Consider the following 23,471-nt stretch of genomic DNA (forward strand, 5'->3'; position numbering starts at 1 on the left):
TATCCTGACGTGTTTTTAGGGAAATTGCAAAACTCGATGCATTGAGGGTAATATTTCTTAATTTTAATGTGAAACATTTTGTGTTTTATATATTTGGTTGTATAGCACTCAGATATATTATCTTATATGGCTTATTTTATGTTAGCACGAAGTATTACAAAAAAATTAGAACTCGCACTTAAAATATCACCGGTCATTTTATTGAGCGGTGCTCGACAAATTGGCAAGTCAACCTTATCCCTATCATTATTTAAAAACTACCTAACCTTTGATGATGGAGAACTAAAGCTTCAGGCAAAAGAAAATCCAAAAGGTTTTTTAAGAATGATCGATAAGCCCATTTGTCTGGATGAAATACAAAAAGCCCCCTTATTACTGGAATATATTAAAATTAATGTGGATCAAAACCGTACAAATGGTGACTTTCTACTCACTGGTTCCGCTAATATTCTGGACAACAAGGAAGTCAAAGATACCCTGGCGGGCAGAATTATCGAGTTGGTGCTCTACCCCTTAAGTGTCAAGGAAAAAAATAAGCGGGAAAATGACAACATTGTTGATAATTTGTTTAAGCATGAATTTAGAGTAGACACTTATGATTATTATGATCAGCTAATTCAGCATATCTTATCCGGTGGCTATCCCGAAATGCTAAAACTTCAGGCGGGCATGGAAAAGTCATTATGGTTCAGCTCATATATTTCTACTTATATTGAAAGAGATGCGAGAGATCTAGGAGAAATTCGCGACATTGATAGCTTTATAAAATTTGTTAATGTGCTTTCTACCCGAAGCGCCTGTATTTTAAATAAATCAAATTTGAGCACGCAAATCGGAATAACCAATAAAACAACGAAAAACTATCTGGCTATTTTACAACGCATTTATCAGGGGTTTTTAGTCAAACCTTATTTTGAAAGCATCGGCAAGCAATTTATTAAAAGCCCTAAGTTTTATCTGGGCGACACAGGCTTATTAACTCATTTTGTGAAGATTGAAACAAAAAAAGAGTTACTTAACTCCCACTATTGTGGTGCTGTATTTGAGACCTTTGTCATGACTGAGTTACAAAAACACCTCAGTTATAGCCACCATGAATATGACTTGTACCACTACCGTACCAATGACGCCAAAGAAATTGATTTTCAAAATAACAGCAAACAAGATATTATTGGAATAATTTTTTATACTGGTGATAGAACAATAGAGCTGAGTGACAAACTAGTAGCAATCCCCATGAGTTTCTTCTTATGAGCAAGGCTGTGCCAATGTAATGTTGAGTGTGAAATCGGGTGTTGTTGGAGAATTAATCACTAAAAACGTGTTTATCGACTTTTTTGATTACTATACCAAAGTACATTCATAGTGTTTGAATTTTTTATCTCTCGTCATGATTGGAAATTCTTGGCAAAGACTTTGAGCTATTAGCATTCTATCAAAGGGATCTTTATGGTGTAATGGCAATTTTTTAAGGTAACTGGCATCTTCTCCTTTAAAATCAAGAATTTTCAGGCCACTTTTTAAAGCCATATCAAGAGGTTCATAGCCGAGATTTAACTTTCCAATGCTTGATTTAATCATTATTTCAGCAATGCTGATGGAGCTCAAAAAAAAATCATGGGGTGACTTTAAAACTTGGGTATGTTCAGCGCCTAGTCTTTCAGGATCTTTTAAGAGCCATATAAAAATATGAGTATCAATAATAATATTCACTTTGGAAAAGTTTCACTTTCATAAAACAGTTCATTAACTTCTTTGCTTTCATTAATAATTGCTTTATCCAATTCATCAACGCCTTGATCAACAAGTAAACCAAAAATAATTTTACTTTTTGGTTTATGCACGACAAGCTCAACCAAGGGTAAGTTATTTTTTGCAATAATAATTTCTTCACCTTGAAATGCAAGATTTATTAGTTTTGATAGATGCGTCTTTGCTTCTGATACGTTGACAATCATAATCCTGCTCCTTTCCTTCTACTAGACCAATAATACCAAAGTAAACCAAGTTGGTCAACCTAGAGGGTTTTCGGTCTAGTCTGACGGATAAGAATGGATATTATAGTCAAATAAATCCGTTACGTTTTCTAATGAAGGCTGAGATTTATCTTTTTCAGAAAGCTGTAATTTATCAGGCTCTATTTGCCAGTCAATATGAAGACTTGGATCGTCAAATTGGATGCCACGATCGCATTCTGCTGAGTAAAAATTGTCTACTTTATAGGCAAAGATAGCCGTTTCTGAGAGGACGACAAAGCCATGGGCAAAGCCTCTGGGAATAAAGAGTTGCTGTTTGTTTTCTGCTGAAAGCTCTACAGAAACATGTTGGCCAAAGGTGGGTGAGCCTTTTCTGATATCTACAGCAATATCAAGGACTTTGCCTTCAATCACACGCACTAATTTGCTTTGAGCATGAGGTGGTAGTTGATAATGTAGCCCTCTAAGCACACCATGGCTGGAACGTGATTCATTATCTTGCACAAAGGTGGTTTTTATTCCGGTTTCTTTGGCGAATAAATCACTGCGAAAAGTTTCAATGAAATAGCCGCGTTCATCACCAAAAACTTTTGGCTCAATGAGGATAACATCGGGAATATTAGTTTGGGTAAACTTCATGTTTTTATAGTAACACCTCTTCTTCTGCACGACGTAATAGATATTGCCCATATTGATTTTTCTTCAATGGTTGAGCCAATTCAATGAGCTGTTCTTTGTTAATATAACCCATTTCATAGGCAATTTCTTCCAGACAGGCCACTTTTAAGCCTTGGCGTTTTTCGATGGTTTGAATATAATTTGAAGCTTCCATCAAACTTTCATGAGTACCGGTATCCAGCCAGGCAAAGCCGCGTCCCATTAATTCCACTTTGAGAGCACCTTGTTGCAGGTATGCCTGATTCACTGAGGTGATTTCTAGCTCTCCACGGTGGGAGGGCTTAATGGATTTAGCGATTTCGATAACATTGTTGGGATAAAAATAGAGACCCACGACGGCATGATTGCTTTTTGGCTGTTCCGGTTTTTCTTCAATACTCAGGACATTGCCATTTTGGTCAAATTCTGCCACGCCATAGCGCTCAGGATCACGTACATAATAACCAAAGACGGTGGCTTTTGCCTGCTCGGTGACATTTTTGATCGACTGTCTGAGCATTTTTTTAAAACCGTGACCATAAAAGATATTGTCACCTAAAACCAAGCAGACATCATCATTACCGATAAATTCTTCACCGATAACAAAGGCTTGTGCCAAACCATCGGGTGATGGTTGCACTTTGTAGGAAAATTGCATACCAATATCATGACCATTGCCCAATAAGGCTTCAAACTGCGGCAAATCATGGGGCGTTGAGATAATTAAGACTTCAGTGATTCCGGCCAACATCAGGACTGACAACGGATAATACACCATGGGCTTGTCATAAATAGGCATTAATTGCTTACTCACGCCTTTGGTAATGGGGTAGAGACGAGTGCCTGAACCACCGGCTAAGATAATACCTTTCATGTATTTTCTCCCACTTCGGACGATCCCAATCGCTCGCGCTGATAACTACCGTCTTGCACATGTTGACACCATTCACGATTATTCAGATACCAATGAATGGTTTTTTCGATGCCTGACTCAAAGGTTTCGACCGGCAACCAGCCTAAATCACGATCAATTTTATCGGCATCAATGGCATAGCGTAAGTCATGGCCTGGGCGGTCACTGACATAGGTGATTAATTGTTCATGGGGCTTATAAGGTGATTCAGGTACTAATTTATCCAATAAGGCACAGATTGTTTTTACTACTTCCAGATTGGTTTTTTCATTATGCCCGCCAATATTATAGGTTTGAGCATTTTTGCCGGTTTCCAGCACTAATCTTAAGGCTCGTGCATGATCATCAACATGCAGCCAGTCACGTATTTGTTGGCCATTGCCATAAATAGGCAGAGGCTTACCTTCCAGAGCATTGAGTGTGACCAGTGGTATGAGTTTTTCAGGAAATTGATGGCTACCATAATTATTGGAGCAGTTGGTAATGACGATGGGGAAGCCATAGGTACGATGCCAGGCTCTTACTAAATGATCAGAAGATGCTTTACTGGCAGAATAGGGGGAGCTGGGTTCATAGGCGGTTTCTTCGGTGAAAAGTCCGGTTTCATCCAGATCGCCATACACTTCATCGGTGGAAACATGATGAAAACGAAATTTAGCTTTTCGAGCTTCATCTAAGTCATTCCAATAATGACGCGCCACTTCCAATAAGTTGCAGGTGCCAACGATATTAGTCTGGATAAAATCAGCAGGGCCATCAATGGAGCGATCAACATGGGATTCAGCCGCCAAATGCATGATGGCATCCGGTTGATACTGCTCAAAGACGCGGGTCATGGCCTCATTATCGCAAATATTGACTTGTTCAAAATGGTATCGGGGGTTGTTTTCAACTTCTGCCAAGGATTCGAGGTTGCCTGCATAGGTCAGGACATCGACATTAATGATAGTATGTTCGGTATCGCTTATGTATTGGCGTATAACCGCCGAACCAATAAAACCAGCGCCGCCAGTGACAATAATATTCAAATCTAACTCCCGATAATCCATTTTTAATGGACGAATTATAGGGTTATTTTGCTTATCTTACAATTTTAGGCGCTGTTAATGTTGATAGGCCCAATTCCTCATAGGCACTGAACTTTCCATCCTGGCTCACTAAAATGTAATCATTCAAAAGACAAAACCCGATCACAATCCGATCAAATGGATCTTTGTGCTTATCTACTTTTTTTAATTGATGAAAACTGGCCATTGTTTTGCTCCCCACATCAAGCACTTCGATATCCATTTGAGCTGCGATGTCAGGTAGTTCTTCAGGGGATATACCATTTAATTCAAGCTTCCCTAGATTAAATTTTAACGATATTTCCCAAAAGCTAATCGAGCTGATACACACTTGATTTGAACTATTTTTTAGCGTATCAATAATATTTTTTGATAACTTGCCTGGCTCAAAAATTAGCCACAAAAAAATATGCGTATCAATTAAGTACTTCATATATCGAGAAACTCTTCATCCGTTATTTCAAAATCATCCTGAAACTTGAAACTCCCTCGATTTTTATAACAACCAAAAGCTCTGTCTTTTTGTTTTTCATAACATTTATCGTAGGGGATGTCAGGGGTCTCCTGAAAGTGTCCTAATCTTGGCCATTTGAAAATGTCATTTCTTCTTCTGCTTTTTCTTCCCAATTTTTAAAAAAATCTTTTGTTCTACTTGGATTTTCTTCTGTCTTCTTCCGTTCTTTTCTTTGCTGTACTTTTTCTTGCTTTTCCTCAACTATCTCAGGTAGAGGAAATACTCAATGCCACGTTCAGGAACTTGCAAGTGCTTGCACTGCCACACTTTTTTCAAACCCAACCCCCGCTCTAAAGGTCGTCAGAAATTCTGCTCAGCACCTGAGTGTCGACAAGCCAGTAAGGCCGCCAGTCAAAAAAAATGGCTGCAAAAACCTCAAAATAAAAACTACTTCTGTGGCACTGTCAATGTCCAGCGTGTTCAGCAATGGCGTTCCCAAAATCCAAAATACTGGAAAATTGTACAACAATCATTGGATAACCCATTACCGTTACAAGATACCTTAATCACGCAAGCGATTGATATAAAAGAGAAAACAGACGATCTTAACGCCAATGCGTTACAAGAGATCTTAAAGTCCCAACCCACTGTTTAATAGGATTAATTGCACATCTTATCGGTAGTACGTTACAAGATGACATAGTCGAGAGTGGTCTGAAACTGCGAGAATTAGGCGAGGATCTTTTACTCAACACTCACCTAAAACATGGAGAAAACAATGACCGAGCATCCTATGCCCAATCCAGGGCAATTACGTCAAATCCCCTCTCAGTTCAGTTGGATCGATCACCGCCTGGTTCGTGATGGCCACTTTGAGTTAATGTGGAGTAAAACGTCTGAAAAAAGAATTGGCAAAAGTGATTCAGGAGCGTGATTTATTAAAAAGGCCACAGCGTACTTTGCAAGGGAAACTTTGTGAAGTACGCATGGATAACTGATCAGGCTAAAGATTACCCGGTAACGATTCTGTGCCGTTTTATGGATGTTTCCGTAGTTGCTATTATGATTGGGTTAGCTCTCCTAAAACGGATAGAGAGAAAGAAAATGAAGCGCTTACTGAGCAGCTAAAAAACTGTTTGAAGACAGTCGCAAGACTTATGGAACCCGTCGTCTTAAAAAGAAAACTGGCTGAAAAAGGCGTTCATATAAGCCGCCGGAGAATTGGTCGATTAATGAAAAAAGCCGGTTTGTTTTGTAAAACGAAGAGACGCTTTAAAGCGACGACTAATTCCAAGCATAATAAGCGTATATCTCCAAATTTACTGGAAAGAGAGTTTACTGTCTCTCAACCTGATCGCTACTATGTGGGTGATATTACCTATATTGCCACCAAGGAAGGCTGGTTATATTTAGCGGTTGTCATTGACTTATTCTCTAGGCAAATTGTTGGCTGGTCGATGGATGAGCGAATGAAAGCCAAGCTAGTCAATGATGCTTTACTGATGGCCATATGGAAGCGTAAACCAATGGATGGATTGCTTTGGCATACTGACCGAGGTAGCCAATATGCCTCTGATAGTCATAGAAAAATATTGTCGGATCATAACATAATTCAGTCTATGAGCCGCAAAGGAAATTGCTGGGACAATGCTGTATCAGAGAGCTTCTTTCATAGTTTGAAAACTGAATTGACGCACCATTGTCGATTCAAAACCAGAGTAGAAGCAAAGCAGGCAATATTTGAATATATTGAGGTATTTTATAATCGGGAGCGACTTCATTCGGCTAATGATTATTTGTCACCAGTCGATTATGAAATACAGCAGGAAATAGCTTAAATCGATTGATTGAAGAGGGGTAAAAGGCGACATAAATGCCGCCCATTAAAGATATTGTAACAGGATCATTACCGTTGTGAAAATACCTTGGGTGAATGGAACGGCTCTATCGTTCCAGAGGGCAAAGCCCTTTCTCTTCATCTGTTTAAAGTTAACATGAGAAACTAAAATGATAGGAAATACAAAATGACAAAAATCACTTGAAACAGCCAAAAAAATATTTAGAAAACTGTCCGGAAAAGTGTTGACACATCATTGTTGTCCGGTGATATTCATCAGGTCATCTTCACCCTTTGGCCATTTGAACTTTTCTTCTGAGAGACTTTTGTAATAGAGTACAAAACCGGTATTATCCCAGAAGAGGCATTTAATTTTATTACGCTGACGATTGGTAAAGGCATACAGATGGCCTGCAAAAGGATTATGACCTAATTCACATTCAACAATGGCACTGAGGCCAATAAAACTTTTACGAAAATCAACAGGCTTCAGATAGAGATACACCTGTGGCAGGCTGAGTGATGGAAGTATGGCTGACTTCATTGGAACAATCCTGCTAATTGTTTTACCAGCTGTACATTATCGGCAGTCACCCCTTCAATGCGTAGCTGATTGGGTAATTCTACAATTAATGCTGAGGTGCGGGCTGAATAGTGTGTCGGGGAAGATAGTTGAATAAAACCATTCCCCTTTGTCATCGCACTGGTTTGCGTTGTTGCACCCAGCAACTTACGCTTGTAATAGCCAAAACGTTTGATGGGTAGCCCATGTTCCTGACAATAGGATGCCTGGCTGATACTGTTTTCATTCCATTGATTAACGTGGTCTTGCCAAAATTGTTTTGAGTTGGCTTGGGTTTCTGGTTTCATTGATGTGCCTCATAATTAATCGATGGATTGATTATGAGGCAGGGGAGATATTTTTTGAATAACGCTAGATGGTTAAGCGCTTACGAACAACTTATGACTCAACCATCCAGTTTGAAACAAAACAATCAAACAAAGAAGAAAAGTGAAGCCATTCAAATGATGCTTGATATGCCCACTGATAAAGAAGTCGAAAGACTACTTGAACAGTTGAAATACTTTAAGTTGCCTGGTATTGCCGAGCATTATGAAGAGACGGCTTTAAAGGCTAATAAAGACAGTTGGTCTCATGTTAATTACCTGACTCAGTTAATTGAGTTGGAAAATAATAGGCGACAGGAAAGAGCAATTGAACGTAAAGTGAAAACGGCTCGATTCCCATTTGTGAAAACACTACAGCAGTTCAGTTGGAACTGGCCAAAGAAAATTAATCAACTGCAGATCAAGGATCTCTTTCGGCTACAGTTTTTAAAGCAACACACTAATATTATTTTACTGGGTGGCGTTGGCTTAGGAAAAACGCATCTGGCCACCGCCTTAGGTCATCATGCCTGTCTCAATGGAAAACGGGTCTTGTTTACAAATACGGTGGATGCCATTAACTCACTCATTGTGGCACAGAAATCGGGTCGTTTGAAACTGGAAATGCGCAAATACATTAAACCTGAAATCCTCATTTTAGATGAACTGGGCTACTTACCCATTGATAAGAATGGAGCCGATATGCTGTTTCAAATCATCTCTGGTCGTTATGAAGTGGGCTCAACGGTGATCACCACCAATCGTGCCTTTAAGGACTGGCCAGAGATCTTTAACAATGACAGCACATTGACCTCAGCATTGCTGGATAGATTACTGCATCATGCTCAGACAGTGGTTATTGAAGGAAAAAGCTATCGTATGAAAGATCAGATTGAAAGTTAAAGGGAAGTCATTCAAATCCCAGATCATGACTTGATCTGGGAGTCATTGAGGTGATCTGGCCGAAACAATTTCAAATGGCCAACTCTTTACAAATTCACGAGACCGCTGTCAGTAGGGGATCAATATGGCTACTTTTTCATGCTTTTTTCCATATTCAATCACATATTTTTCTCCTGATACTTGTATTTGCGTTAAAACATCAGAAAAATTTTTTTCAACTCACCGACTTGTATTGCTTTCATAATCATCGACTCTTTGGCTAGTATTAGCACACACTAGCATCGTTCTTGACAAGTTATCAAGAACGTTTCATTTCATATTTTGACCGAAAAGAATAGCGAGTATTCAATATCGAACTGACATCCCCTAAAGTGATATGTTTATCTTCTCTTTCTTTCGTCACAAGCTGAGCAAGTATTAATAATGCCTGATGATAAGATAACTCCTTTACCTCATAACTTTGGCTCATGTATTCAAAAAAATTCATCTCATTATCCTTAATGATTGGCGCCATCCTTCTTTAACCTAAAATAATCAGTTGAATCGTAGCGAGAGCGACTTAGGTGCTGAAGATTAAGGGTTTTACAGGTTATTTTGGCTTTATTCGTAGTCACCCTACGGGTGAAGTCAAAATGTTCTGGAAAATCCTTAAGGTTCAGTGCATAAGGCGGTCGCAGTAGGTTCAACTGATTTTTTTAGGTTTAACTCTAATTGAAAGCCGTTAAAGAAAGAAGTGCGACTTTTCTAAATGCAGTGGCTCAAAACTGAATGTCGGTTTTATTTTTTTCCAATGTTTTTGGCCAATGCCTTTGACGTTTTCTAAGCTGGCCAAATCCGTGAAATTACCATTTTCAGTGCGCCAGGCAATAATCGCTTCCGCTTTTTTAAGCCAATGCCATTCAAACTAGCAGCAATGGTTTGTGCATCTGCCGTATTGATATTAACTTCTTGTGCCGTTGCCAACGAAGAAAAGGTCAGTAGCATGGTTAATACGAGGGCTTGTAATATAGTGGTCATTCCATTTTTTAATAAGTTCATTGTTTCTTCCTTAAAATATTTAAATTAATTCGTTACCCTGTGTAACTGCTTAAGCATTCTACAGAAAAATATAATCCATACTGTCATCATATCAGGGTAGGATTTGTCGGAGTTTTTAGTTTTAAATTGTAGGATATTTTTTACAGATGACTTATTCAGTAATCAGAATTTTCATTTGATATTGGTACTATTTTCATATAAAATAGTTTTTCAACTTGATTAAATAAGGATATTTATGAAACACGCTATTGATCCCACTATCGACTGTGTCTTTAAGGCAATTCTTGGTTCTAACGAGCACATCAATTTATTGCTCAATTTCTTAAATGCTATTTGTAAGGATGACCTCCAGTCTCCCATCCAAGATCTCACGATTGTTAACCCATATAACGACAAAATTTTTCTCAATGATAAATTAAGCATCGTTGATATTAAGGCTAATGATAAGGATGGCAATACATTTCAGATTGAAATTCAAATCTCAGTGCCACAAAGCTTAAAATACCGTATGCTGCACAATTGGGCTGAATTATATAGTCGCCAATTAACCGAAGGAGAAACCTGGAATAAATTACAACCGGTCATTTCTATTTGGCTGGTATGTGAACCTATTTTTCGGGATTATTCTGGATTTCATAGTTGCTTCACTTTCCGAGATGAAAAAAATAATCTAGAATTAGCAGAACATGCTAAATACACGTCATAGAGTTATCTAAATGGAACAAATCTCAGATTGAAAATGATCTGGATCTTTGGACGTATTTCTTTAAAGACGGTAAAGCCTTCAGCGTTGATGGCTTACCTCACAATATGCATACTCAAGAGATGGAAGAAGCAATGGCCATATTAAAACAATTTTCTGAAAAAGAAAAAGCCTATGATCGCTATATGCTCCGCGTTGAATATTTGCGCGAGCAAAACACCATGCGTGAGGACAAAGAAATTGCTGAGGCTGAACTTAAAAAGACCATGCAAGACTTGCATCATTTTGAAAACAAACTTGAACAATCTGAAAACAAACTTGAACAGTCTGAAAACAAACTTGAACAGTCTGAAAACAAACTTGAACAATCTGAAAACAAGCTTGAACGCTCTGAAAGCAAGCTTGAACAGTCTAAAAGCAAACTCGAGCAGTCTGAAATGGATTTAAATCAATTACGACAATCCACTGAAGAAAAAGACAAAGAAATTGAGAAGCTGAAGCAACAACTCTTGAACAAATAGAGGGTGCAAGGATAGCCAATATATCGTTGGCTTATACCCGTGATACTAGGCTAACAAGCCAACCAAGAACGCAATTAAAGCAACAACTCTTTTACGGCAGGATGCCCAAGAAAATGCTCTGGACTGGCCGATTTGCCATAGGCGCCGGATTGTAAAATCACCACCAAATCACCGATTTCTGCTTTTGGAAGATCCATCTTGTTGGCGAGGGTATCAAGCGGCGTACAAAGAGGCCCAACAACCGTTGTATTCTCCAATACGGATGACTCTTTTCGCTGGCTGATGCGCACCGGATAATTTTTTCGTATCACCTGGCCAAAGTTACCTGAATTGGATAAATGATGATGTAAGCCACCATCAGTAATTAAGTAATTCTGACCACGGGAGTCTTTTTTATCAATCACTTTACTGACATAGATACCCGCTTCACCCACCAAATAACGCCCCAATTCGATAATAATTTCTTTATCTTTAAACTGAGGATATGCTGTTAATAAGCGTTGCAGGTTTTCTGCCACCGGTTGCAAATCCAGCACTTTATCGCCAGGGAAATACGGAATACCAAAACCGCCACCAATATTGATCTGTCCAAAGTCACCCTGCACTGATTCACTGAGTTGTGCTGCTAACTCAAAGGTTTTATTGTGGACATCCATTAAGGCTTCACTATTGAGGTTTTGCGAGCCGGAAAAGATATGAAAACCAACAAAATGAACTGAAAATTCAGCCAAACGTGTCAACAACTCCGGTAATAGCTCGGCATCAATACCAAATTGCTTGGCACCACCGGACATTTTCATTCCCGATGATTTCAGCTCAAAATCAGGATTCACCCTCAAAGCAATATCGGGAGTTAAGCCCAGCGCTTTGCCAAAAGCATCAATACGCCTAAGCTCATTTTCTGACTCAACGTTCAGTACAATTTGAGCCGCGATGGCCGCTTTTAACTCCGCATCCGTTTTCCCTGGCCCCGCAAAACTAATATTACCCGGCGGCATTCCAGCATTAATGGCCGTCAGCATTTCACCCTGTGAGGCGACATCTAGGCCATCCACTAAACTCGCCAGATGCTGAACGACGGCGGGCATAGGATTGGCTTTCATCGCATAATGCAGCTGAATTTTTTCAGGGAGTATTTCACGTAACGATGTCATTCGTTCAGTGATAAGCTGTCGGTCATAAATATAGAGAGGTGTTTGTCCCACCATTGCAACCACTTGCTCCAATGGCTTATCGCCAACAAACAATCGTCCTTTTTTCATAGGAAAGTAGTTTAAAGACACATGGTGAGCTGACTTTTTTTGCGCTGATTGTTTTTTCATTGGCAGTTTCTTTTTATTTTTTCAACTCAGAAAACAGATCGCTATATTGTAAACTCAATCCTTTACGATCTATTTTACCATTTTGGTTACGCGCTAAAGCTATGTTAATCTCAATACAAGCAGGCTGCATAAAATTGGGTAGATTTTTTTTACAATAAGAGACAAGCGTCTTATTTTCCAGCGCCTTATTTTCCGGCACGACTAATAAAACAATAGCCTGTCCCAACATTGGATGAGCAACTCCCAGCGCTACAACTTCTTTAACCAGCCCTGAATGATAGACTAACTCTTCCACTTCATTGGGGCTCACACGATAGCCCGATGTTTTTATCATGTCATCCTTACGCCCAACAAAAGATAAAAAACCATCCTTAGCGCGTATCACCGTATCGCCTGACCATAAAGCCCAATTGGATGCAGGCTTACCTGATGCTGTCGCTGGAATGGCTTTGAAACACTCTGCCGTTTTTTCGGGTGAATTCCAATAGCCCAATGACACCAGTTCACCACTATGCACCAACTCACCCGGCTCATTATCGTCACATTCACTGCCGTCCTCATGCAATACTCTAACATCCGCATTAGGTATGGCGATACCGATAGAAGCCTGATGAGAATCAAGTGCTTCTGGTGGCACATAAGTGGAGCGAAAAGCTTCTGTTAAGCCGTACATTAAAAATGCCTGACTATTGGGCAGCTTTTGCCTCAGAGCATTTAATATTTCTACGGGTAATGTGCCACCTGAATTAGTGAAGTAACGCAACGATTGCCTCGCCTCTTCTGGCCAGTCTAATGGTGCTAATTGAATCCAAAGCGGCGGCACGGCAGCCAAGCCCGTAATCTGGTAACAAACTATGGCTTTGATGACATCGCGTGGTAGTAAATAATCCATCAATACGACCGTAGCACCCACACTAAAGGCCGTAGTCAATTGGCTTAAACCATAATCAAAGCTCAAAGGTAACACCGCCAGAATACGATCATCCGCCGTATTATTGAGATACTTAGCAACACTTTTTGCACCCAGTAGCAGGTTTCGATGAGAGAGCATAACCCCTTTAGGATGACCTCGACTCCCTGAGGTATACAAAATCGCCGCCACATCCGTATCATGACGACTAAATTCCGGCTGTTCTATACATTTTGATTGAATGTCATCCCATTGAATGATATTTATCAGTGGCAAGCTGATAGCATCGACTTTTATCCAATCCACTAAAACAACAGTCTGCAGGTGAACACATTGAGATAAAACACCTTCAAGCTGCTTTAAACGTGCACTCGATGTTATAAGAATACGCACGCTACAATCTGCAAGAATATGGTTGACTTGTTGGGCGGTTAAGACAGGATTGATCGGCACAAAACATGCGCCCGTCACCGAACACGCAAACATGCTGACGACAGACTCAATACACTTGGGCAGGTAAATGGCAATACGCTCAGAAGGCTTTATTCCGAGGGCTAATAAACCCTTAGCGGTAACTTTAATACGCTCATTTAATGTTTGATAATTGACCACCTCTGTTTTAAACAGAAGCGCCTCTTTATGAGCAAAATTTCGAGCAGCATGCTGAGTTAAATCATGTAATAAATAAGGCATAGGGCACTCTTAGCTAATCTTATAATCAGTCATTATCAATATCAAACTGCTTATTATGTAACTGCTTATAAAAACCATTATTGCTGATGAGCTCATCATGACTGCCCATTTCAAGAATAGCGCCCTTGTCCATCACCACAATTAGGTCCGCATTCTCAATTGTCGATAATCGATGCGCAATGACTAGGGTCGTACGACCGGTCATGACATTTTCCAATGCGGCCTGAATTTTTCTCTCTGACTCGGTATCTAAAGCCGATGTTGCTTCATCCAGAATTAAAATCGGTGCGTCTTTTAATAAGGCCCTAGATATGGCTAGGCGTTGCCTTTGCCCCCCCGAAAGCAAGACCCCATCTTCACCAATCAAAGTGTCTAAACCATCAGATTGCTCGACAATAAACTCCATCGCATAGGCTGACTCTGCCGCCTGCTCCACGGCTTCTCGGCTATGCTGACTCAAGCTGCCATAAGCAATATTTTTTTCTATCGTATCATTAAAGAGCGTCACATCCTGGGTGACTAAGGCAATTTTTGAGCGCAATGTTTGTAGAGAATAATCATGTACCGATCGACCGTCTAATAAAATATCACCCTCTTTTAGATCATAAAATCGGGATATAAGACTCACTAAAGTTGACTTTCCACTACCCGAACGCCCGACAAAAGCCACCGTTTGACCTGGCTCAATGATAAGACTTATATTTTTAATCACCGTTTTATCGGTATAGGGATACTTAAAGCTCACGTCCTTAAATTCAAGACGCCCTTCAATTGAGCTCGCCTCAAGTGTTCCCTTATCCTGTTCAGGTGTCTCATCAATGATCCGAAAAACACTTTCTGCTGCTGCAATACCCTTTTGAATCGTAGCATTCACTTCACTCAATTGACGAATAGGCTTAGGCAACAAGCCCGCTGCAACGATATAGGCAATAAAATCATCCGACTGCATCTCATCAAGAAAAGTCAGCGCTAGAAAGACTAGCGTGGCCAAGGCTGAAGCGACGATCATTTGTAACACAGGGGTATTTATGGCAGAAGTCAGTACCATTTTCATATTCTGACGATAATTTTTCCTACTGGCCGATAAAAACCGTTCTTGCTCATACAATTCACCACCAAAACTTTTCACTTCTTTATAGCCATTGATGGCCTCTGAAGAAATATGGGTAATATCGCCCATGGTCACTTGAATTTTTTTGCTGAGTTTTTTAAATCGCTTGCTCGCATACGCAACAACAAAGCCAATTAAAGGCGTAATAGCCAAAAAGGTAAGAGATAAAAGCCAATTGGAATAAAACAAAAAACCTAATAGAGCAATCACGGTAATGCCTTCACGGACAATGACTTTCACCGCATCAGTGGCCGCACCAGTGACTTGAGCCACATTGAAGGTCAGCATAGAAATTAAATGGCCTGAATTATTTTGCTCATAATAACTATTAGGCAGGCGCACCATGTTATCAAACATCTCGGTACGTAAGGTATGAACAACTGAAAAAGACACTTTGGCGATGAAATAAGTACCGATAAAGCCCCCTAGACCACGCACAAAATAAATGGCCAATAAACTCAAGGGGATTAGATAAACAGCTTCTGCATCTTTGGTGTAAACAGCATCGGTCAACCAGCCAGTAACTTTAGCCAATAACGGCTGTGAACCTGAATAAAGCAAATAGCCCAGCACACTCAGGACAAATATTTTCCAGTGGGGTTTGACGTATTGCAGCAAGCGAAGATAGACCTTGAGGCCTGATGGCTGAGTTTCTGAGTTCACAGCATTTCCATTTAATTAATCAGATATAAAAAAGATGATCATAGCATATTTGATACCAATATTTTTTACCTATTTTAACTTGGCCTAGTCTGGATTGGTGAGAAATATGTTATTATCGTCAGAAATAACAAACGATTTCACATGTGACTGACCATGAAAGAAAGATACATCAATCCTTTTACTGATTTTGGCTTTAAGAAACTTTTTGGCACGGAATTCAATAAACCTTTACTTATTGACTTTCTCAATGAAGTCATTGGCTCAGAAACCGGTACCATTATTGAACTCAATTATTTGAGCACCGAACAATTGGCACCTTGCCACACCGATCGCAAGGCGATTTTTGATATCTATTGTGAAAACGAGAGCGGTAAGAAATTTATCGTTGAACTACAAAAAGCCAACCAAAACTACTTTAAAGATCGTAGCGTCTACTACTCTACCTTTCCAATACAACAACAAGCTGAACGAGGTGATTGGAATTTTCAACTCAAAGCAGTCTATACCATCGGCATATTGGATTTTATCTTTGAAGAAGACAAAACTGACAACGAGGTTTTTCATCATGAAGTAAAAATGGTCAATATCAAAACTGGCCAGGTATTTTTTGACAAGCTCACTTATATCTACCTTGAAATGCCCAAATTCAATAAAACAGAATGCGAACTCGAGACACATTTTGATAAATGGCTTTATATCTTGAAAAATCTAAACCAATTGACTGATCGGCCCAAGAAATTACAAGAAAAAATATTCTCTCAATTATTTGAACAAGCTGAAATTGCTCAATTTGATCCACAAGAATATGAGCAATATGAGGAAAGCCTAAAACAATACCGCGATCTAAAAAATTCACTCGACACCGCCTATGATGAAGGTATTGAACAAGGTATTGAACAAGGTATTGAACAAGGTCTTGAGCAAGGTATTGAACAAATGATGGCAAGCATGCATCAAACTGGCGTAGAACTGAATATTATTGCTCAAGTGGCTGGTTTAAGTATCGAAGAAACAAAGCGTATTTTAGGACTTTAAAAATAATTATTAATGAAAAAGCTAACACTCGATGAATTTAATAAGTTAAGCCAAAATGCACTAGTTTTAGCCGATGATGAATTTGGCAAAAAAGTGCTTGAACTCAGTGATCACACCATTATTAAACTTTTTCGAGTCAAGCGTTTCATCTCTCAAGCCACCATTTACTCACCAGCCCGTCGCTTTGCCAAAAATGCCCAAAAATTAATACAATTGAATATTCCAACAGTGACAATACTGGCGCTTTATAACATTAAAAACATTAAACGCACAGCCGTGCATTATCAACAATTAGAGGGCGTCATGGTGAGAGAATATCTGCAACAGCACTCTCACTGCAATAATGATGAGTTCTTAGGGCAGTTGGGAGAATTTATTGCAATTTTACATGCCAAGGGCATTTATTTTCGCTCTGCTCACTTTGGCAATATCATTTACACGCCAGACAAACAATTTGGTCTGATTGATATTTCAGATATGAGTATTAGCCCTTTTTCATTGGGTATGTTTAAACGCCTGAGGAATTTAAAGCATATTTTTCGGATTGATGAAGATATTAAATTCATTCAACAGAGTCACGCCTTAGAAAACACCTATTTACAACATTACAAAATTAACAATAATCAACTTAACAATTGGTTCAAAAAGCAATTTTTTCAGACCTGCAGCAAACTTAAACTTAAGCATCAATAATTCGGATATCTGTAAACACATGGAAAGCAAATCTCCCTTGGTTAGCATTATTGTTTCTTGTTATAACCACCAGAACTATATTACCGCCTGTGTTGAAAGTATTGTTCGCCAAACATATGACAACATTGAACTAATTGTTATTGATGACGGTTCAACTGATAATAGTGCAGATATATTGGAGCAACTGAGCAAAAAACATCAGTTTTCTTTTGAACGGCAGGAAAACAAGGGCTTGACCAGAACGCTTAATAAAGCCCTAAAAAAAGCACAAGGGAAATATATTGCTCCCATTGGTTCTGATGATATTCTCATGCTAGATAAAACTGAAAAGCAGGTGGCTTTTCTTGAGCAACGTGAAGATATTGCCGTTGTTGGTGGCAGTATTATCTGTATAGATGATCAAGGTACTATTAAACAAAAACAACGGATCAACACTTACCATGAAGCTGATTTTGAAATGCTTTTTTTAAAACCCAAACAAATCCCACCCGCCCCAACGGTGATGATTCGCACTGATATATTAAGGAAAGTTAAAGGGTTCAGCACCGAGTGCAATTTAGAAGACTTGGATTTATGGCTAAAAATCACTCATGCAGGGCATACAATTGCAGTCCTTAACGATATATTTGCTTATTACCGTCAACATAGCAGCAACTCATATAAAAACTATCAGTTTATGACTGAAAGTTTGATGCAAACTTATTCAAAATACAAAAACGAGCCAAATTACCTTGATGTTAAAAATCAGGTACTTTTACGTATGTTTTTAAAGGTGTCCAAAAAAGATCGCCGTTATGCCTGGAAAATTCTTAAACAAATCGCCCCCCAATATTATAATTTAAAATTTTTCCGTGGACTATTTCATTTATGCTTACCCAAACCATCAATTAAGCGATAACATCATGATGAAAACATCTGAATATATAAATAATACAAATACAATTATTAGTCGCTACATTTTACTCTTGGGATTTTTTTTCTTTTTAACAGGTATCTTATTTTTCAAAAGCATCAGCGCATACCATACACAAATTTATCTTTTTTTAATATTACCAAGCCTTGTCTTACTCACAACTCAATATAAAACATTCATTCCTATATTATCATCTAAAAGCTTTAAAACATTACTTATACTTATGTCTTATGCCTTAATTAGCGTATTCTGGAATGATCCATCAATAGAAGACTTGAAATATTTTAAACGTATGCTAATTGTACTCTTATTTATATTTTCTCTCATTGTAATCAACAAAGAAAACTCACAACGTCTACTACAATTATTATTAGTGGCCGCAATCCTATATTCACTTGCTGCTTATTATAGTATTTATTCTGAATACCTCAGTCAAAGTAAAACTATTGAGATTAGAATAATTGGTATGGGTAACCTATCAAACCCATTACTTTCCTCACATATTTATGGCGTATTTAGCGTTTTTATTATGACCTATTACTTTTCAAAGGATCTAAAGTTAATAGAAAATATCGGACTGGTTTTAATATTTGTCGGTCTCATCAGCTTTATTATTTTAACGCTATCTCGGACTCCCTTAGTTGGCCTTAGCGCAGCATTGGTACTTTTACTTTGGATGCATCGTAGCAAAAAAACACTCTATTTTTTATTTATAATAGGATGTTTAGCTAGTATTTATGCCTTTTTTAATTTTGAGCAACTCACTTCAAGAGGATTATCATTCCGTCCAGAAATCTGGTCAATAGCGTTTGATAAAATTAGCCATAAACCCTTTTTTGGCTATGGCATAGGAACCAACATCAATATTTATATTGACGGATTAAAGACATTATTCTCAGACACTCATAATATCCACATTGGTCTCACATACAACTTAGGGCTTATCGGCTTAGTTATATGGGTAAGCTTACTCATTTCTTTATTTTTCATCTATCTGAAAAACAAGTCATCTATTTATGCACAACTGGGCACAGCAATATTAGTTTACGGCATGAGTGCCGGCATGACAGAAGGAATGAGTTTCTTCTCACGCCCTAAAGAAGTCTGGTTTCTCACTTGGTTACCCATTGCCTTATTATTTGTTGCTGAATACCAGCGATTAACCTCTCAGTCACAACAACCACATAAAGACCTATGAATTTAATCAACAAGATATTACCCTGGCGAAAAAAAAGAAAAAAATTATCAAAATTTGAAAGGCAAACAAGGCGTTTCAAAAAAAAATACCCTAAATATAGCATTGGAAAAGGCTCCTATGGTGTACCTGAGGTACATGATTGGCATGAAGGAAGTACTCTTAAAATTGGCGCATTTTGCTCCATTTCTGCCTATGTACAAATCTATCTCGGCGGTGAACATCGCCTAGACTGGGTCACCACTTCCCCCTTAAATGTTATGTAAACGTCAATTATGAAGCAACACATAGAAGTAACTTAAGCCAGGCAGTTTATTGTCAACAACATAAGATACCCTCTCATATTTTTAGCTATTATCGAAAGAAGTTGGGTTATGTTAGCTCATCAAAACAGGTCAACACTGAATTCCCCACAAGCAATGCAATTAAAGTAAGCCATTCCAATGGTTTCAGTTTGGAAATCAATTCTGATACAACCTGAATCAGCTCAAGTCTTCTGGATTTGCTCAGGACTGTTTCATGATAACGGGCATCACAGTCAATCAGGTTTATCTGGTTTCTGGTGTTACCGATATGAGAAAAAAGCAACCAATGGGCTATCACTGATTGTCTCAGAGCAATTGGAACACAATCCCTTTGATGGCAGTGTCTTTGTTTTTGTAATCGTCAGCGAGATAAACTTAAAATACTGTACTGGGAGCGTAGTTTCTGGCTTTACTATCGTACACTTGAAAAGGGAAATTCCAGTGGCCGATGGAAAAAGAACAACCCACTCTTTCGTTAACACTGAGAGAATTACAGTGGTTACTGGATGGTTTATCTTGCACACAACACCATGCTCACCCTGAAATTCATGGTCTGGAAAACAACTAAAAAAGTCCCTTTAGATGCGCATTAAACAGAATAAATACAAGCATTTAACGCTCATTTTAGTATAATATAACGCATGAGTTCAACAGACAAAATACTACCAGAAGAGATACCAACGCTCAAAAACAGGGTGCTTGAACTCCAGTCAAAAGTGGACTGGTATGAGGAACAATTTCGTCTGTTGCAACATAAACGGTTTGGTACTTCCAGTGAAAAAGAAGTTCACCCCGACTTCTTTAATGAGGCAGAAACGTTCGCCGAAGAAGCACCGGAAGTCCGTGAAACCATTACTTATGAGCGTAAAAGCCCGGTCGTAAGCCTTTACCTAAAGACCTACCTCGTAAAGTTGTTCGTCATGAGTTATCTGAAGCAGAACAAGTCTGTGACTGCGGTCATCACTTGCATGAAATTGGTGAAGAGACCTCAGAGCAACTGGAAATTGTTCCTGCTCAGGTATATGTTGTAGAACATGTTCAGGTTAAATATGCCTGTCGTGCTTGTGAGGAAGGCGTTAAAACTGCTCCTAAGCCTGCACAGCCCATTCCTAGAAGTTTTGCATCACCCAGCCTGCTGGCCTATATCATTGTTTCTAAATTCCTAGACAGCTTGCCTCTCTATCGACAGGAAGCGATATTTAAACGCTATAAGATAACACTTTCCAGAGCCAGTATGTCCAACTGGGTGCTTAAATCAGCTGAATTACTCAAACCCTTTTTATAATCGGTTGTTGTATTATCTCATTAGGCAGAAAATCATCCAGGCCGATGAAACAACGATGCGAGTGATCCATGATGGACGTGAGAATTGCCCTAAATCTTATATGTGGCTCTATCAAAGTGGCGGCTATCATTCCAAGTGTCCCATTGTTTTGTATGAGTATCAGCCTACTCGTGCAGGCCAACATGCCAAAACCTTTTTAACGGGGTTTTCAGGTTACCTGCAAACGGATGGCTTTCCCGGTTATCATATATTCGAAAATGAGAACAGTGAAGTCACTTTATTAGGCTGCATGGCACATGCTCGTCGCAAGTTCCATGATGCCTTAAAGCATTACCCAAGAACAGTCAGAAAAAGCCTGGCATGGTACAAATGGCGATCAGTAAAATTGCTAAATTGTATGCGATTGAAAAACAAATCAAACCGCTCAATGCTGAACAACGTTACCTGATCCGTCAGGAAAAAAGCAAACCACTACTGGATGACTTTAAAAAGTGGTGTGATGATAAAGTGACTAAAACAACAAAAGACAGTAAGTTGGGTGTCGCTATTCGTTATGTGATCAATCAATGGAAGTATCTGACTGTCTATCTTGAAGAGGGCAACCTCCAGATTGATAATAATATGGCAGAGCGGCGGATCAAACCCTTTGTGATTGGGCGCAAAAACTGGGTCATGAACCAAAATCCTCGTGGTGCTGAGGCCAGTGCTATTTTATATTCAATCGTGCAAACAGCGAAAGCAAACAACCTAGAGCCCTTTGCCTTTTTAACACACATTCTGACTGAGTTACCTAAGCTGGGCAGGCATTATGATGATGAGGCTTTAGAGCAATTGTTGCCATGGAATTTGACTGAAAAAATTCAGCCTTTAAATAAAGTGGAATGATACGTCAACGTGGGAAGTTTTGACGTATACTTATTATTGGTAATGATGTTTGGATTTGTGGCAATGCAATAATTTTATCAGGAGTCACTATTGGTGATGGTGCAGTAATAGGTAACAGTGCGGTGGTTACTCGTAATGTAAAACCCTATAGCATCGTTGCAGGGAATCCCGCTAAACATATAAAATATCGTTTTGACTCTGAAACAATATCAGAATTATTAAATATTAGGTGGTGGAATTGGCCAGAAGAAAAAATTAAAAAAACATTCATCTTTTTCTTGACCATAATATTAAAAATTTTATTCAGAAAGCAAAATAATAAACCTTAACATGAACAACTTTAACGAATATTCTCTCGAATAACGTTTTTTAATGCCTGAGTCCTTATTTTAACACCCTCCTGATTAAGATGTTTAGAGGTATCAAAAAAGAAATCTTGAGTAAAATGAACATCCTTTAGCTCACCTTTTATGTCAATATCAATACCTATTTTATTTAAGTTAGCTTTAAAGTTCTGTACTTTTTGTCTATCTTCAAAATCATCTAAATTAAACAATGCACTTTTCAATGATACTGACCAAGTAAATATTAATTGAAGATTTCTCTGCTGAGCTAATTGTAAAAGTATTTTATAGTGTTCAATGAAATATTCAGATGGCTCTAATAACAAACTATCATATGCATCGGCTTCAATTTCTTGACTATTTTCTTTAAAATTCCAAGTTAAATCACCCCATTGATTCATAGACAGATAGGTATAGGGACTCTTTTTATTTTTTTTTCAATTTTGTTTTTACCTGACCAAATATTTTTAAGACTATCGGTTAATTCTTTTCTCGTTTTAAATCGACTATTAATTTTGTTTCTTTTCTTTGTTATAAAGCGGTTAGAGATATTTCTAAAAACCAGCTCCATAGGTGCCATAGACATAAATTTTAACTTCTTATCCCATGTTAAATTATAAAAAAAAATCTTGATGCCAATTAAAAACTTGCTTCATCAACCATCGAGAATCTCGTTTTAAATCGACTATTAATTTTGTTTCTTTTCTTTGTTATAAAGCGGTTAGAGATATTTCTAAAAACCAGCTCCATAGGTGCCATAGACATAAATTTTAACTTCTTATCCCATGTTAAATTATAAAAAAAATCTTGATGCCAATTAAAAACTTGCTTCATCAACCATCGAGAATAATCTTCATCTTCCAAGCGAGTATAAATATCGGTTTCCAATGGCAGGACAACAATATCTCCTTGTTTAGCTATTTTTCTAACTTATGGATCATATCAGAAAAAGGCAGTGCCGCATGTAAGCCATAATTAATTGTTTTGATTCCAGTAAAGGCTTCAATTTCTTCACTATTAATACCCAACAAAGAATTAGATCCTGAGAGAATTATAATTCGTCGCGTTTCATCCTGACTTTGCTCTGCAATAAAGTTTTTGCTTCAATTACTTCACGCAACCAAAAATTATTTTTTAGATCCGTACTAATAGCAAGATAA

35 protein-coding genes are annotated in these 23,471 nt (G+C 38.4%); 18 read left to right on the forward strand and 17 right to left on the reverse strand.

The annotated features are described in order from the left end of the window. Nucleotides 1-138: 138 nt before the first annotated feature. The gene (locus JEU79_RS20040) at nt 139-1,254 is read left to right on the forward strand and encodes an ATP-binding protein (RefSeq protein ID WP_198265496.1); all 1,116 of its coding nucleotides are present in this window, start codon (nt 139-141) and stop codon (nt 1,252-1,254) included. A 90-nt stretch (nt 1,255-1,344) separates the two neighbouring features. Here the strand turns inward: JEU79_RS20040 and JEU79_RS20045 are convergent, their stop codons facing one another. From JEU79_RS20045 to JEU79_RS20070, 6 genes are all read right to left on the reverse strand, one after another. Continuing rightward, a complete protein-coding gene (locus tag JEU79_RS20045) occupies nt 1,345-1,713 on the reverse strand; it encodes a type II toxin-antitoxin system VapC family toxin (protein WP_198265497.1) in 369 nt (122 codons plus the stop codon). After that, complete coding sequence (locus tag JEU79_RS20050; RefSeq protein ID WP_198265498.1) at nt 1,710-1,958, reverse strand: type II toxin-antitoxin system Phd/YefM family antitoxin; 249 nt, start codon at nt 1,956-1,958, stop codon at nt 1,710-1,712. Before JEU79_RS20050 ends, JEU79_RS20045 begins: the two co-directional genes overlap by 4 nt. Before the next feature lie 75 nt (nt 1,959-2,033). Continuing rightward, nucleotides 2,034-2,615, reverse strand: coding sequence for a dTDP-4-dehydrorhamnose 3,5-epimerase (rfbC, locus tag JEU79_RS20055; RefSeq protein ID WP_198265499.1), 582 nt, complete (start codon nt 2,613-2,615; stop codon nt 2,034-2,036). A 4-nt stretch (nt 2,616-2,619) separates the two neighbouring features. After that, nucleotides 2,620-3,507 (reverse strand): glucose-1-phosphate thymidylyltransferase RfbA, encoded by an 888-nt coding sequence (gene rfbA, locus JEU79_RS20060; RefSeq protein WP_198265500.1) that lies wholly within the window; start codon nt 3,505-3,507, stop codon nt 2,620-2,622. Beyond that, the gene (gene rfbB / locus JEU79_RS20065; RefSeq protein WP_425511154.1) at nt 3,504-4,574 is read right to left on the reverse strand and encodes a dTDP-glucose 4,6-dehydratase; all 1,071 of its coding nucleotides are present in this window, start codon (nt 4,572-4,574) and stop codon (nt 3,504-3,506) included. Before rfbB ends, rfbA begins: the two co-directional genes overlap by 4 nt. A 52-nt stretch (nt 4,575-4,626) precedes the next feature. Next, a complete protein-coding gene (locus tag JEU79_RS20070; RefSeq protein ID WP_198265502.1) occupies nt 4,627-5,046 on the reverse strand; it encodes a type II toxin-antitoxin system VapC family toxin in 420 nt (139 codons plus the stop codon). A gap of 307 nt (nt 5,047-5,353) precedes the next feature. On the opposite strand from JEU79_RS20070, the gene JEU79_RS20075 reads away from it, so the two are divergent. From JEU79_RS20075 to JEU79_RS20085, 3 genes are all read left to right on the forward strand, one after another. Further along, the gene (locus JEU79_RS20075) at nt 5,354-5,722 is read left to right on the forward strand and encodes a hypothetical protein (protein ID WP_198265503.1); all 369 of its coding nucleotides are present in this window, start codon (nt 5,354-5,356) and stop codon (nt 5,720-5,722) included. Between the two features lie 123 nt (nt 5,723-5,845). Then, nucleotides 5,846-6,001 (forward strand): hypothetical protein, encoded by a 156-nt coding sequence (locus JEU79_RS20080; protein ID WP_198265504.1) that lies wholly within the window; start codon nt 5,846-5,848, stop codon nt 5,999-6,001. 94 nt (nt 6,002-6,095) lie between these two features. After that, the gene (locus JEU79_RS20085) at nt 6,096-6,905 is read left to right on the forward strand and encodes an IS3 family transposase (protein WP_198263365.1); all 810 of its coding nucleotides are present in this window, start codon (nt 6,096-6,098) and stop codon (nt 6,903-6,905) included. A gap of 252 nt (nt 6,906-7,157) precedes the next feature. Here the strand turns inward: JEU79_RS20085 and tnpB are convergent, their stop codons facing one another. Continuing rightward, nucleotides 7,158-7,448 (reverse strand): IS66 family insertion sequence element accessory protein TnpB, encoded by a 291-nt coding sequence (gene tnpB / locus JEU79_RS20090; RefSeq protein ID WP_198265505.1) that lies wholly within the window; start codon nt 7,446-7,448, stop codon nt 7,158-7,160. Next, complete coding sequence (tnpA, locus tag JEU79_RS20095; protein WP_198262442.1) at nt 7,445-7,774, reverse strand: IS66 family insertion sequence element accessory protein TnpA; 330 nt, start codon at nt 7,772-7,774, stop codon at nt 7,445-7,447. The genes tnpB and tnpA (JEU79_RS20095) overlap by 4 nt, the downstream gene beginning before the upstream one ends. Nucleotides 7,775-7,933: 159 nt before the next feature. Between tnpA (JEU79_RS20095) and istB the strand changes: the two genes are divergently transcribed. Beyond that, nucleotides 7,934-8,695, forward strand: coding sequence for an IS21-like element helper ATPase IstB (gene istB, locus JEU79_RS20100; protein ID WP_425511178.1), 762 nt, complete (start codon nt 7,934-7,936; stop codon nt 8,693-8,695). Between the two features lie 298 nt (nt 8,696-8,993). Here the strand turns inward: istB and JEU79_RS20105 are convergent, their stop codons facing one another. The 3 genes from JEU79_RS20105 to JEU79_RS20110 all read right to left on the reverse strand — a co-directional run bounded on the left by JEU79_RS20105 (nt 8,994) and on the right by JEU79_RS20110 (nt 9,733). Then, a complete protein-coding gene (locus tag JEU79_RS20105; RefSeq protein WP_214660637.1) occupies nt 8,994-9,209 on the reverse strand; it encodes a hypothetical protein in 216 nt (71 codons plus the stop codon). Nucleotides 9,210-9,416: 207 nt separating this feature from the next. After that, the gene (locus JEU79_RS28920) at nt 9,417-9,527 is read right to left on the reverse strand and encodes a hypothetical protein (protein ID WP_425511155.1); all 111 of its coding nucleotides are present in this window, start codon (nt 9,525-9,527) and stop codon (nt 9,417-9,419) included. Beyond that, nucleotides 9,515-9,733: a ComEA family DNA-binding protein gene (locus JEU79_RS20110; protein ID WP_246540431.1), complete on the reverse strand. Its 219-nt coding sequence runs from the start codon at nt 9,731-9,733 to the stop codon at nt 9,515-9,517. Before JEU79_RS20110 ends, JEU79_RS28920 begins: the two co-directional genes overlap by 13 nt. 235 nt (nt 9,734-9,968) lie before the next feature. Between JEU79_RS20110 and JEU79_RS20115 the strand changes: the two genes are divergently transcribed. Beyond that, a complete protein-coding gene (locus tag JEU79_RS20115; RefSeq protein WP_198265507.1) occupies nt 9,969-10,439 on the forward strand; it encodes an Rpn family recombination-promoting nuclease/putative transposase in 471 nt (156 codons plus the stop codon). A 104-nt stretch (nt 10,440-10,543) separates the two neighbouring features. Next, on the forward strand, nt 10,544-10,957 hold the full coding sequence (locus JEU79_RS20120) for a hypothetical protein (protein WP_198265508.1): 414 nt from the start codon (nt 10,544-10,546) through the stop codon (nt 10,955-10,957). A gap of 74 nt (nt 10,958-11,031) precedes the next feature. On the opposite strand, the gene JEU79_RS20125 is transcribed toward JEU79_RS20120, so the two are convergent. From JEU79_RS20125 to msbA, 3 genes are read right to left on the reverse strand one after another with little or no spacing between them, the layout of a single operon-like run. Beyond that, nucleotides 11,032-12,279, reverse strand: a complete 1,248-nt coding sequence (locus tag JEU79_RS20125; RefSeq protein WP_198265509.1) for a pyridoxal-dependent decarboxylase, exosortase A system-associated — start codon at nt 12,277-12,279, stop codon at nt 11,032-11,034. A 13-nt stretch (nt 12,280-12,292) separates the two neighbouring features. Then, nucleotides 12,293-13,882: an acyl-CoA ligase (AMP-forming), exosortase A system-associated gene (locus JEU79_RS20130; RefSeq protein ID WP_198265510.1), complete on the reverse strand. Its 1,590-nt coding sequence runs from the start codon at nt 13,880-13,882 to the stop codon at nt 12,293-12,295. A 25-nt stretch (nt 13,883-13,907) separates the two neighbouring features. Beyond that, a complete protein-coding gene (gene msbA, locus JEU79_RS20135; RefSeq protein ID WP_198265511.1) occupies nt 13,908-15,656 on the reverse strand; it encodes a lipid A export permease/ATP-binding protein MsbA in 1,749 nt (582 codons plus the stop codon). Nucleotides 15,657-15,809: 153 nt separating this feature from the next. Here msbA and JEU79_RS20140 point away from each other — a divergent pair, with 153 nt between their 5' ends. From JEU79_RS20140 to tnpA (JEU79_RS28925), 5 genes are all read left to right on the forward strand, one after another. Then, nucleotides 15,810-16,691 (forward strand): Rpn family recombination-promoting nuclease/putative transposase, encoded by an 882-nt coding sequence (locus JEU79_RS20140; RefSeq protein ID WP_198265512.1) that lies wholly within the window; start codon nt 15,810-15,812, stop codon nt 16,689-16,691. A 12-nt stretch (nt 16,692-16,703) separates the two neighbouring features. Further along, complete coding sequence (locus JEU79_RS20145) at nt 16,704-17,384, forward strand: BUD32 family EKC/KEOPS complex subunit (protein WP_198265513.1); 681 nt, start codon at nt 16,704-16,706, stop codon at nt 17,382-17,384. A 37-nt stretch (nt 17,385-17,421) separates the two neighbouring features. Continuing rightward, nucleotides 17,422-18,282: a glycosyltransferase family 2 protein gene (locus JEU79_RS20150; RefSeq protein ID WP_198265514.1), complete on the forward strand. Its 861-nt coding sequence runs from the start codon at nt 17,422-17,424 to the stop codon at nt 18,280-18,282. A 7-nt stretch (nt 18,283-18,289) separates the two neighbouring features. Next, nucleotides 18,290-19,495: an O-antigen ligase family protein gene (locus JEU79_RS20155; RefSeq protein ID WP_198265515.1), complete on the forward strand. Its 1,206-nt coding sequence runs from the start codon at nt 18,290-18,292 to the stop codon at nt 19,493-19,495. A 229-nt stretch (nt 19,496-19,724) separates the two neighbouring features. Beyond that, nucleotides 19,725-19,973 (forward strand): IS66 family insertion sequence element accessory protein TnpA, encoded by a 249-nt coding sequence (tnpA, locus tag JEU79_RS28925; protein WP_425511189.1) that lies wholly within the window; start codon nt 19,725-19,727, stop codon nt 19,971-19,973. Here the strand turns inward: tnpA (JEU79_RS28925) and JEU79_RS20160 are convergent. Continuing rightward, a complete protein-coding gene (locus tag JEU79_RS20160) occupies nt 19,865-20,095 on the reverse strand; it encodes a hypothetical protein (RefSeq protein ID WP_198265516.1) in 231 nt (76 codons plus the stop codon). The two genes, tnpA (JEU79_RS28925) and JEU79_RS20160, sit on opposite strands and share 109 nt — an antisense overlap. A gap of 85 nt (nt 20,096-20,180) precedes the next feature. On the opposite strand from JEU79_RS20160, the gene JEU79_RS28930 reads away from it, so the two are divergent. The 6 genes from JEU79_RS28930 (at nt 20,181) to JEU79_RS20190 (ending at nt 22,296) form a co-directional block, all read left to right on the forward strand. After that, nucleotides 20,181-20,276, forward strand: coding sequence for a hypothetical protein (locus JEU79_RS28930; protein ID WP_425511190.1), 96 nt, complete (start codon nt 20,181-20,183; stop codon nt 20,274-20,276). Nucleotides 20,277-20,438: 162 nt separating this feature from the next. Further along, nucleotides 20,439-20,828: an IS66 family transposase gene (locus JEU79_RS20170; protein ID WP_198265517.1), complete on the forward strand. Its 390-nt coding sequence runs from the start codon at nt 20,439-20,441 to the stop codon at nt 20,826-20,828. Continuing rightward, on the forward strand, nt 20,762-21,082 hold the full coding sequence (locus JEU79_RS27740; protein ID WP_198266090.1) for an IS66 family transposase zinc-finger binding domain-containing protein: 321 nt from the start codon (nt 20,762-20,764) through the stop codon (nt 21,080-21,082). The genes JEU79_RS20170 and JEU79_RS27740 overlap by 67 nt, the downstream gene beginning before the upstream one ends. A 4-nt stretch (nt 21,083-21,086) precedes the next feature. Next, on the forward strand, nt 21,087-21,530 hold the full coding sequence (locus tag JEU79_RS27745) for an IS66 family transposase (protein WP_198265518.1): 444 nt from the start codon (nt 21,087-21,089) through the stop codon (nt 21,528-21,530). Beyond that, entirely contained in the window at nt 21,452-21,967 is a 516-nt protein-coding gene (locus JEU79_RS27750) for an IS66 family transposase (protein WP_198265519.1), read from the forward strand. The genes JEU79_RS27745 and JEU79_RS27750 overlap by 79 nt, the downstream gene beginning before the upstream one ends. A gap of 35 nt (nt 21,968-22,002) precedes the next feature. Then, the gene (locus JEU79_RS20190; protein ID WP_425511191.1) at nt 22,003-22,296 is read left to right on the forward strand and encodes a CatB-related O-acetyltransferase; all 294 of its coding nucleotides are present in this window, start codon (nt 22,003-22,005) and stop codon (nt 22,294-22,296) included. A gap of 11 nt (nt 22,297-22,307) precedes the next feature. On the opposite strand, the gene JEU79_RS20195 is transcribed toward JEU79_RS20190, so the two are convergent. Then, nucleotides 22,308-22,712 (reverse strand): hypothetical protein, encoded by a 405-nt coding sequence (locus JEU79_RS20195; RefSeq protein ID WP_198265520.1) that lies wholly within the window; start codon nt 22,710-22,712, stop codon nt 22,308-22,310. A gap of 238 nt (nt 22,713-22,950) precedes the next feature. Next, a complete protein-coding gene (locus tag JEU79_RS25815) occupies nt 22,951-23,175 on the reverse strand; it encodes a hypothetical protein (RefSeq protein ID WP_214660638.1) in 225 nt (74 codons plus the stop codon). Nucleotides 23,176-23,471 lie beyond the last annotated feature (296 nt).

The sequence above is a fragment of the sulfur-oxidizing endosymbiont of Gigantopelta aegis genome (genome assembly GCF_016097415.1).
Classification (GTDB): Bacteria; Pseudomonadota; Gammaproteobacteria; order GRL18; family GRL18; genus GRL18.

What these genes read in the sequence shown, in the direction of transcription:
- JEU79_RS20040 (WP_198265496.1), top strand. Translation starts at nt 139, where the DNA reads ATGTTAGCACGAAGTATTACAAAAAAATTAGAACTCGCACTTAAAATA.
- JEU79_RS20050 (WP_198265498.1), bottom strand. Translation starts at nt 1,958, where the DNA reads ATGATTGTCAACGTATCAGAAGCAAAGACGCATCTATCAAAACTAATA.
- rfbC (WP_198265499.1), bottom strand. Translation starts at nt 2,615, where the DNA reads ATGAAGTTTACCCAAACTAATATTCCCGATGTTATCCTCATTGAGCCA.
- rfbA (WP_198265500.1), bottom strand. Translation starts at nt 3,507, where the DNA reads ATGAAAGGTATTATCTTAGCCGGTGGTTCAGGCACTCGTCTCTACCCC.
- JEU79_RS20070 (WP_198265502.1), bottom strand. Translation starts at nt 5,046, where the DNA reads ATGAAGTACTTAATTGATACGCATATTTTTTTGTGGCTAATTTTTGAG.
- JEU79_RS20075 (WP_198265503.1), top strand. Translation starts at nt 5,354, where the DNA reads ATGCCACGTTCAGGAACTTGCAAGTGCTTGCACTGCCACACTTTTTTC.
- JEU79_RS20080 (WP_198265504.1), top strand. Translation starts at nt 5,846, where the DNA reads ATGACCGAGCATCCTATGCCCAATCCAGGGCAATTACGTCAAATCCCC.
- tnpB (WP_198265505.1), bottom strand. Translation starts at nt 7,448, where the DNA reads ATGAAGTCAGCCATACTTCCATCACTCAGCCTGCCACAGGTGTATCTC.
- tnpA (WP_198262442.1), bottom strand. Translation starts at nt 7,774, where the DNA reads ATGAAACCAGAAACCCAAGCCAACTCAAAACAATTTTGGCAAGACCAC.
- istB (WP_425511178.1), top strand. Translation starts at nt 7,934, where the DNA reads ATGCTTGATATGCCCACTGATAAAGAAGTCGAAAGACTACTTGAACAG.
- JEU79_RS20105 (WP_214660637.1), bottom strand. Translation starts at nt 9,209, where the DNA reads ATGGCGCCAATCATTAAGGATAATGAGATGAATTTTTTTGAATACATG.
- JEU79_RS20110 (WP_246540431.1), bottom strand. Translation starts at nt 9,733, where the DNA reads ATGAACTTATTAAAAAATGGAATGACCACTATATTACAAGCCCTCGTA.
- JEU79_RS20115 (WP_198265507.1), top strand. Translation starts at nt 9,969, where the DNA reads ATGAAACACGCTATTGATCCCACTATCGACTGTGTCTTTAAGGCAATT.
- JEU79_RS20120 (WP_198265508.1), top strand. Translation starts at nt 10,544, where the DNA reads ATGCATACTCAAGAGATGGAAGAAGCAATGGCCATATTAAAACAATTT.
- JEU79_RS20125 (WP_198265509.1), bottom strand. Translation starts at nt 12,279, where the DNA reads ATGAAAAAACAATCAGCGCAAAAAAAGTCAGCTCACCATGTGTCTTTA.
- JEU79_RS20130 (WP_198265510.1), bottom strand. Translation starts at nt 13,882, where the DNA reads ATGCCTTATTTATTACATGATTTAACTCAGCATGCTGCTCGAAATTTT.
- JEU79_RS20140 (WP_198265512.1), top strand. Translation starts at nt 15,810, where the DNA reads ATGAAAGAAAGATACATCAATCCTTTTACTGATTTTGGCTTTAAGAAA.
- JEU79_RS20145 (WP_198265513.1), top strand. Translation starts at nt 16,704, where the DNA reads ATGAAAAAGCTAACACTCGATGAATTTAATAAGTTAAGCCAAAATGCA.
- JEU79_RS20155 (WP_198265515.1), top strand. Translation starts at nt 18,290, where the DNA reads ATGAAAACATCTGAATATATAAATAATACAAATACAATTATTAGTCGC.
- JEU79_RS20170 (WP_198265517.1), top strand. Translation starts at nt 20,439, where the DNA reads ATGAGTTCAACAGACAAAATACTACCAGAAGAGATACCAACGCTCAAA.
- JEU79_RS27750 (WP_198265519.1), top strand. Translation starts at nt 21,452, where the DNA reads ATGGCGATCAGTAAAATTGCTAAATTGTATGCGATTGAAAAACAAATC.
- JEU79_RS20195 (WP_198265520.1), bottom strand. Translation starts at nt 22,712, where the DNA reads ATGAATCAATGGGGTGATTTAACTTGGAATTTTAAAGAAAATAGTCAA.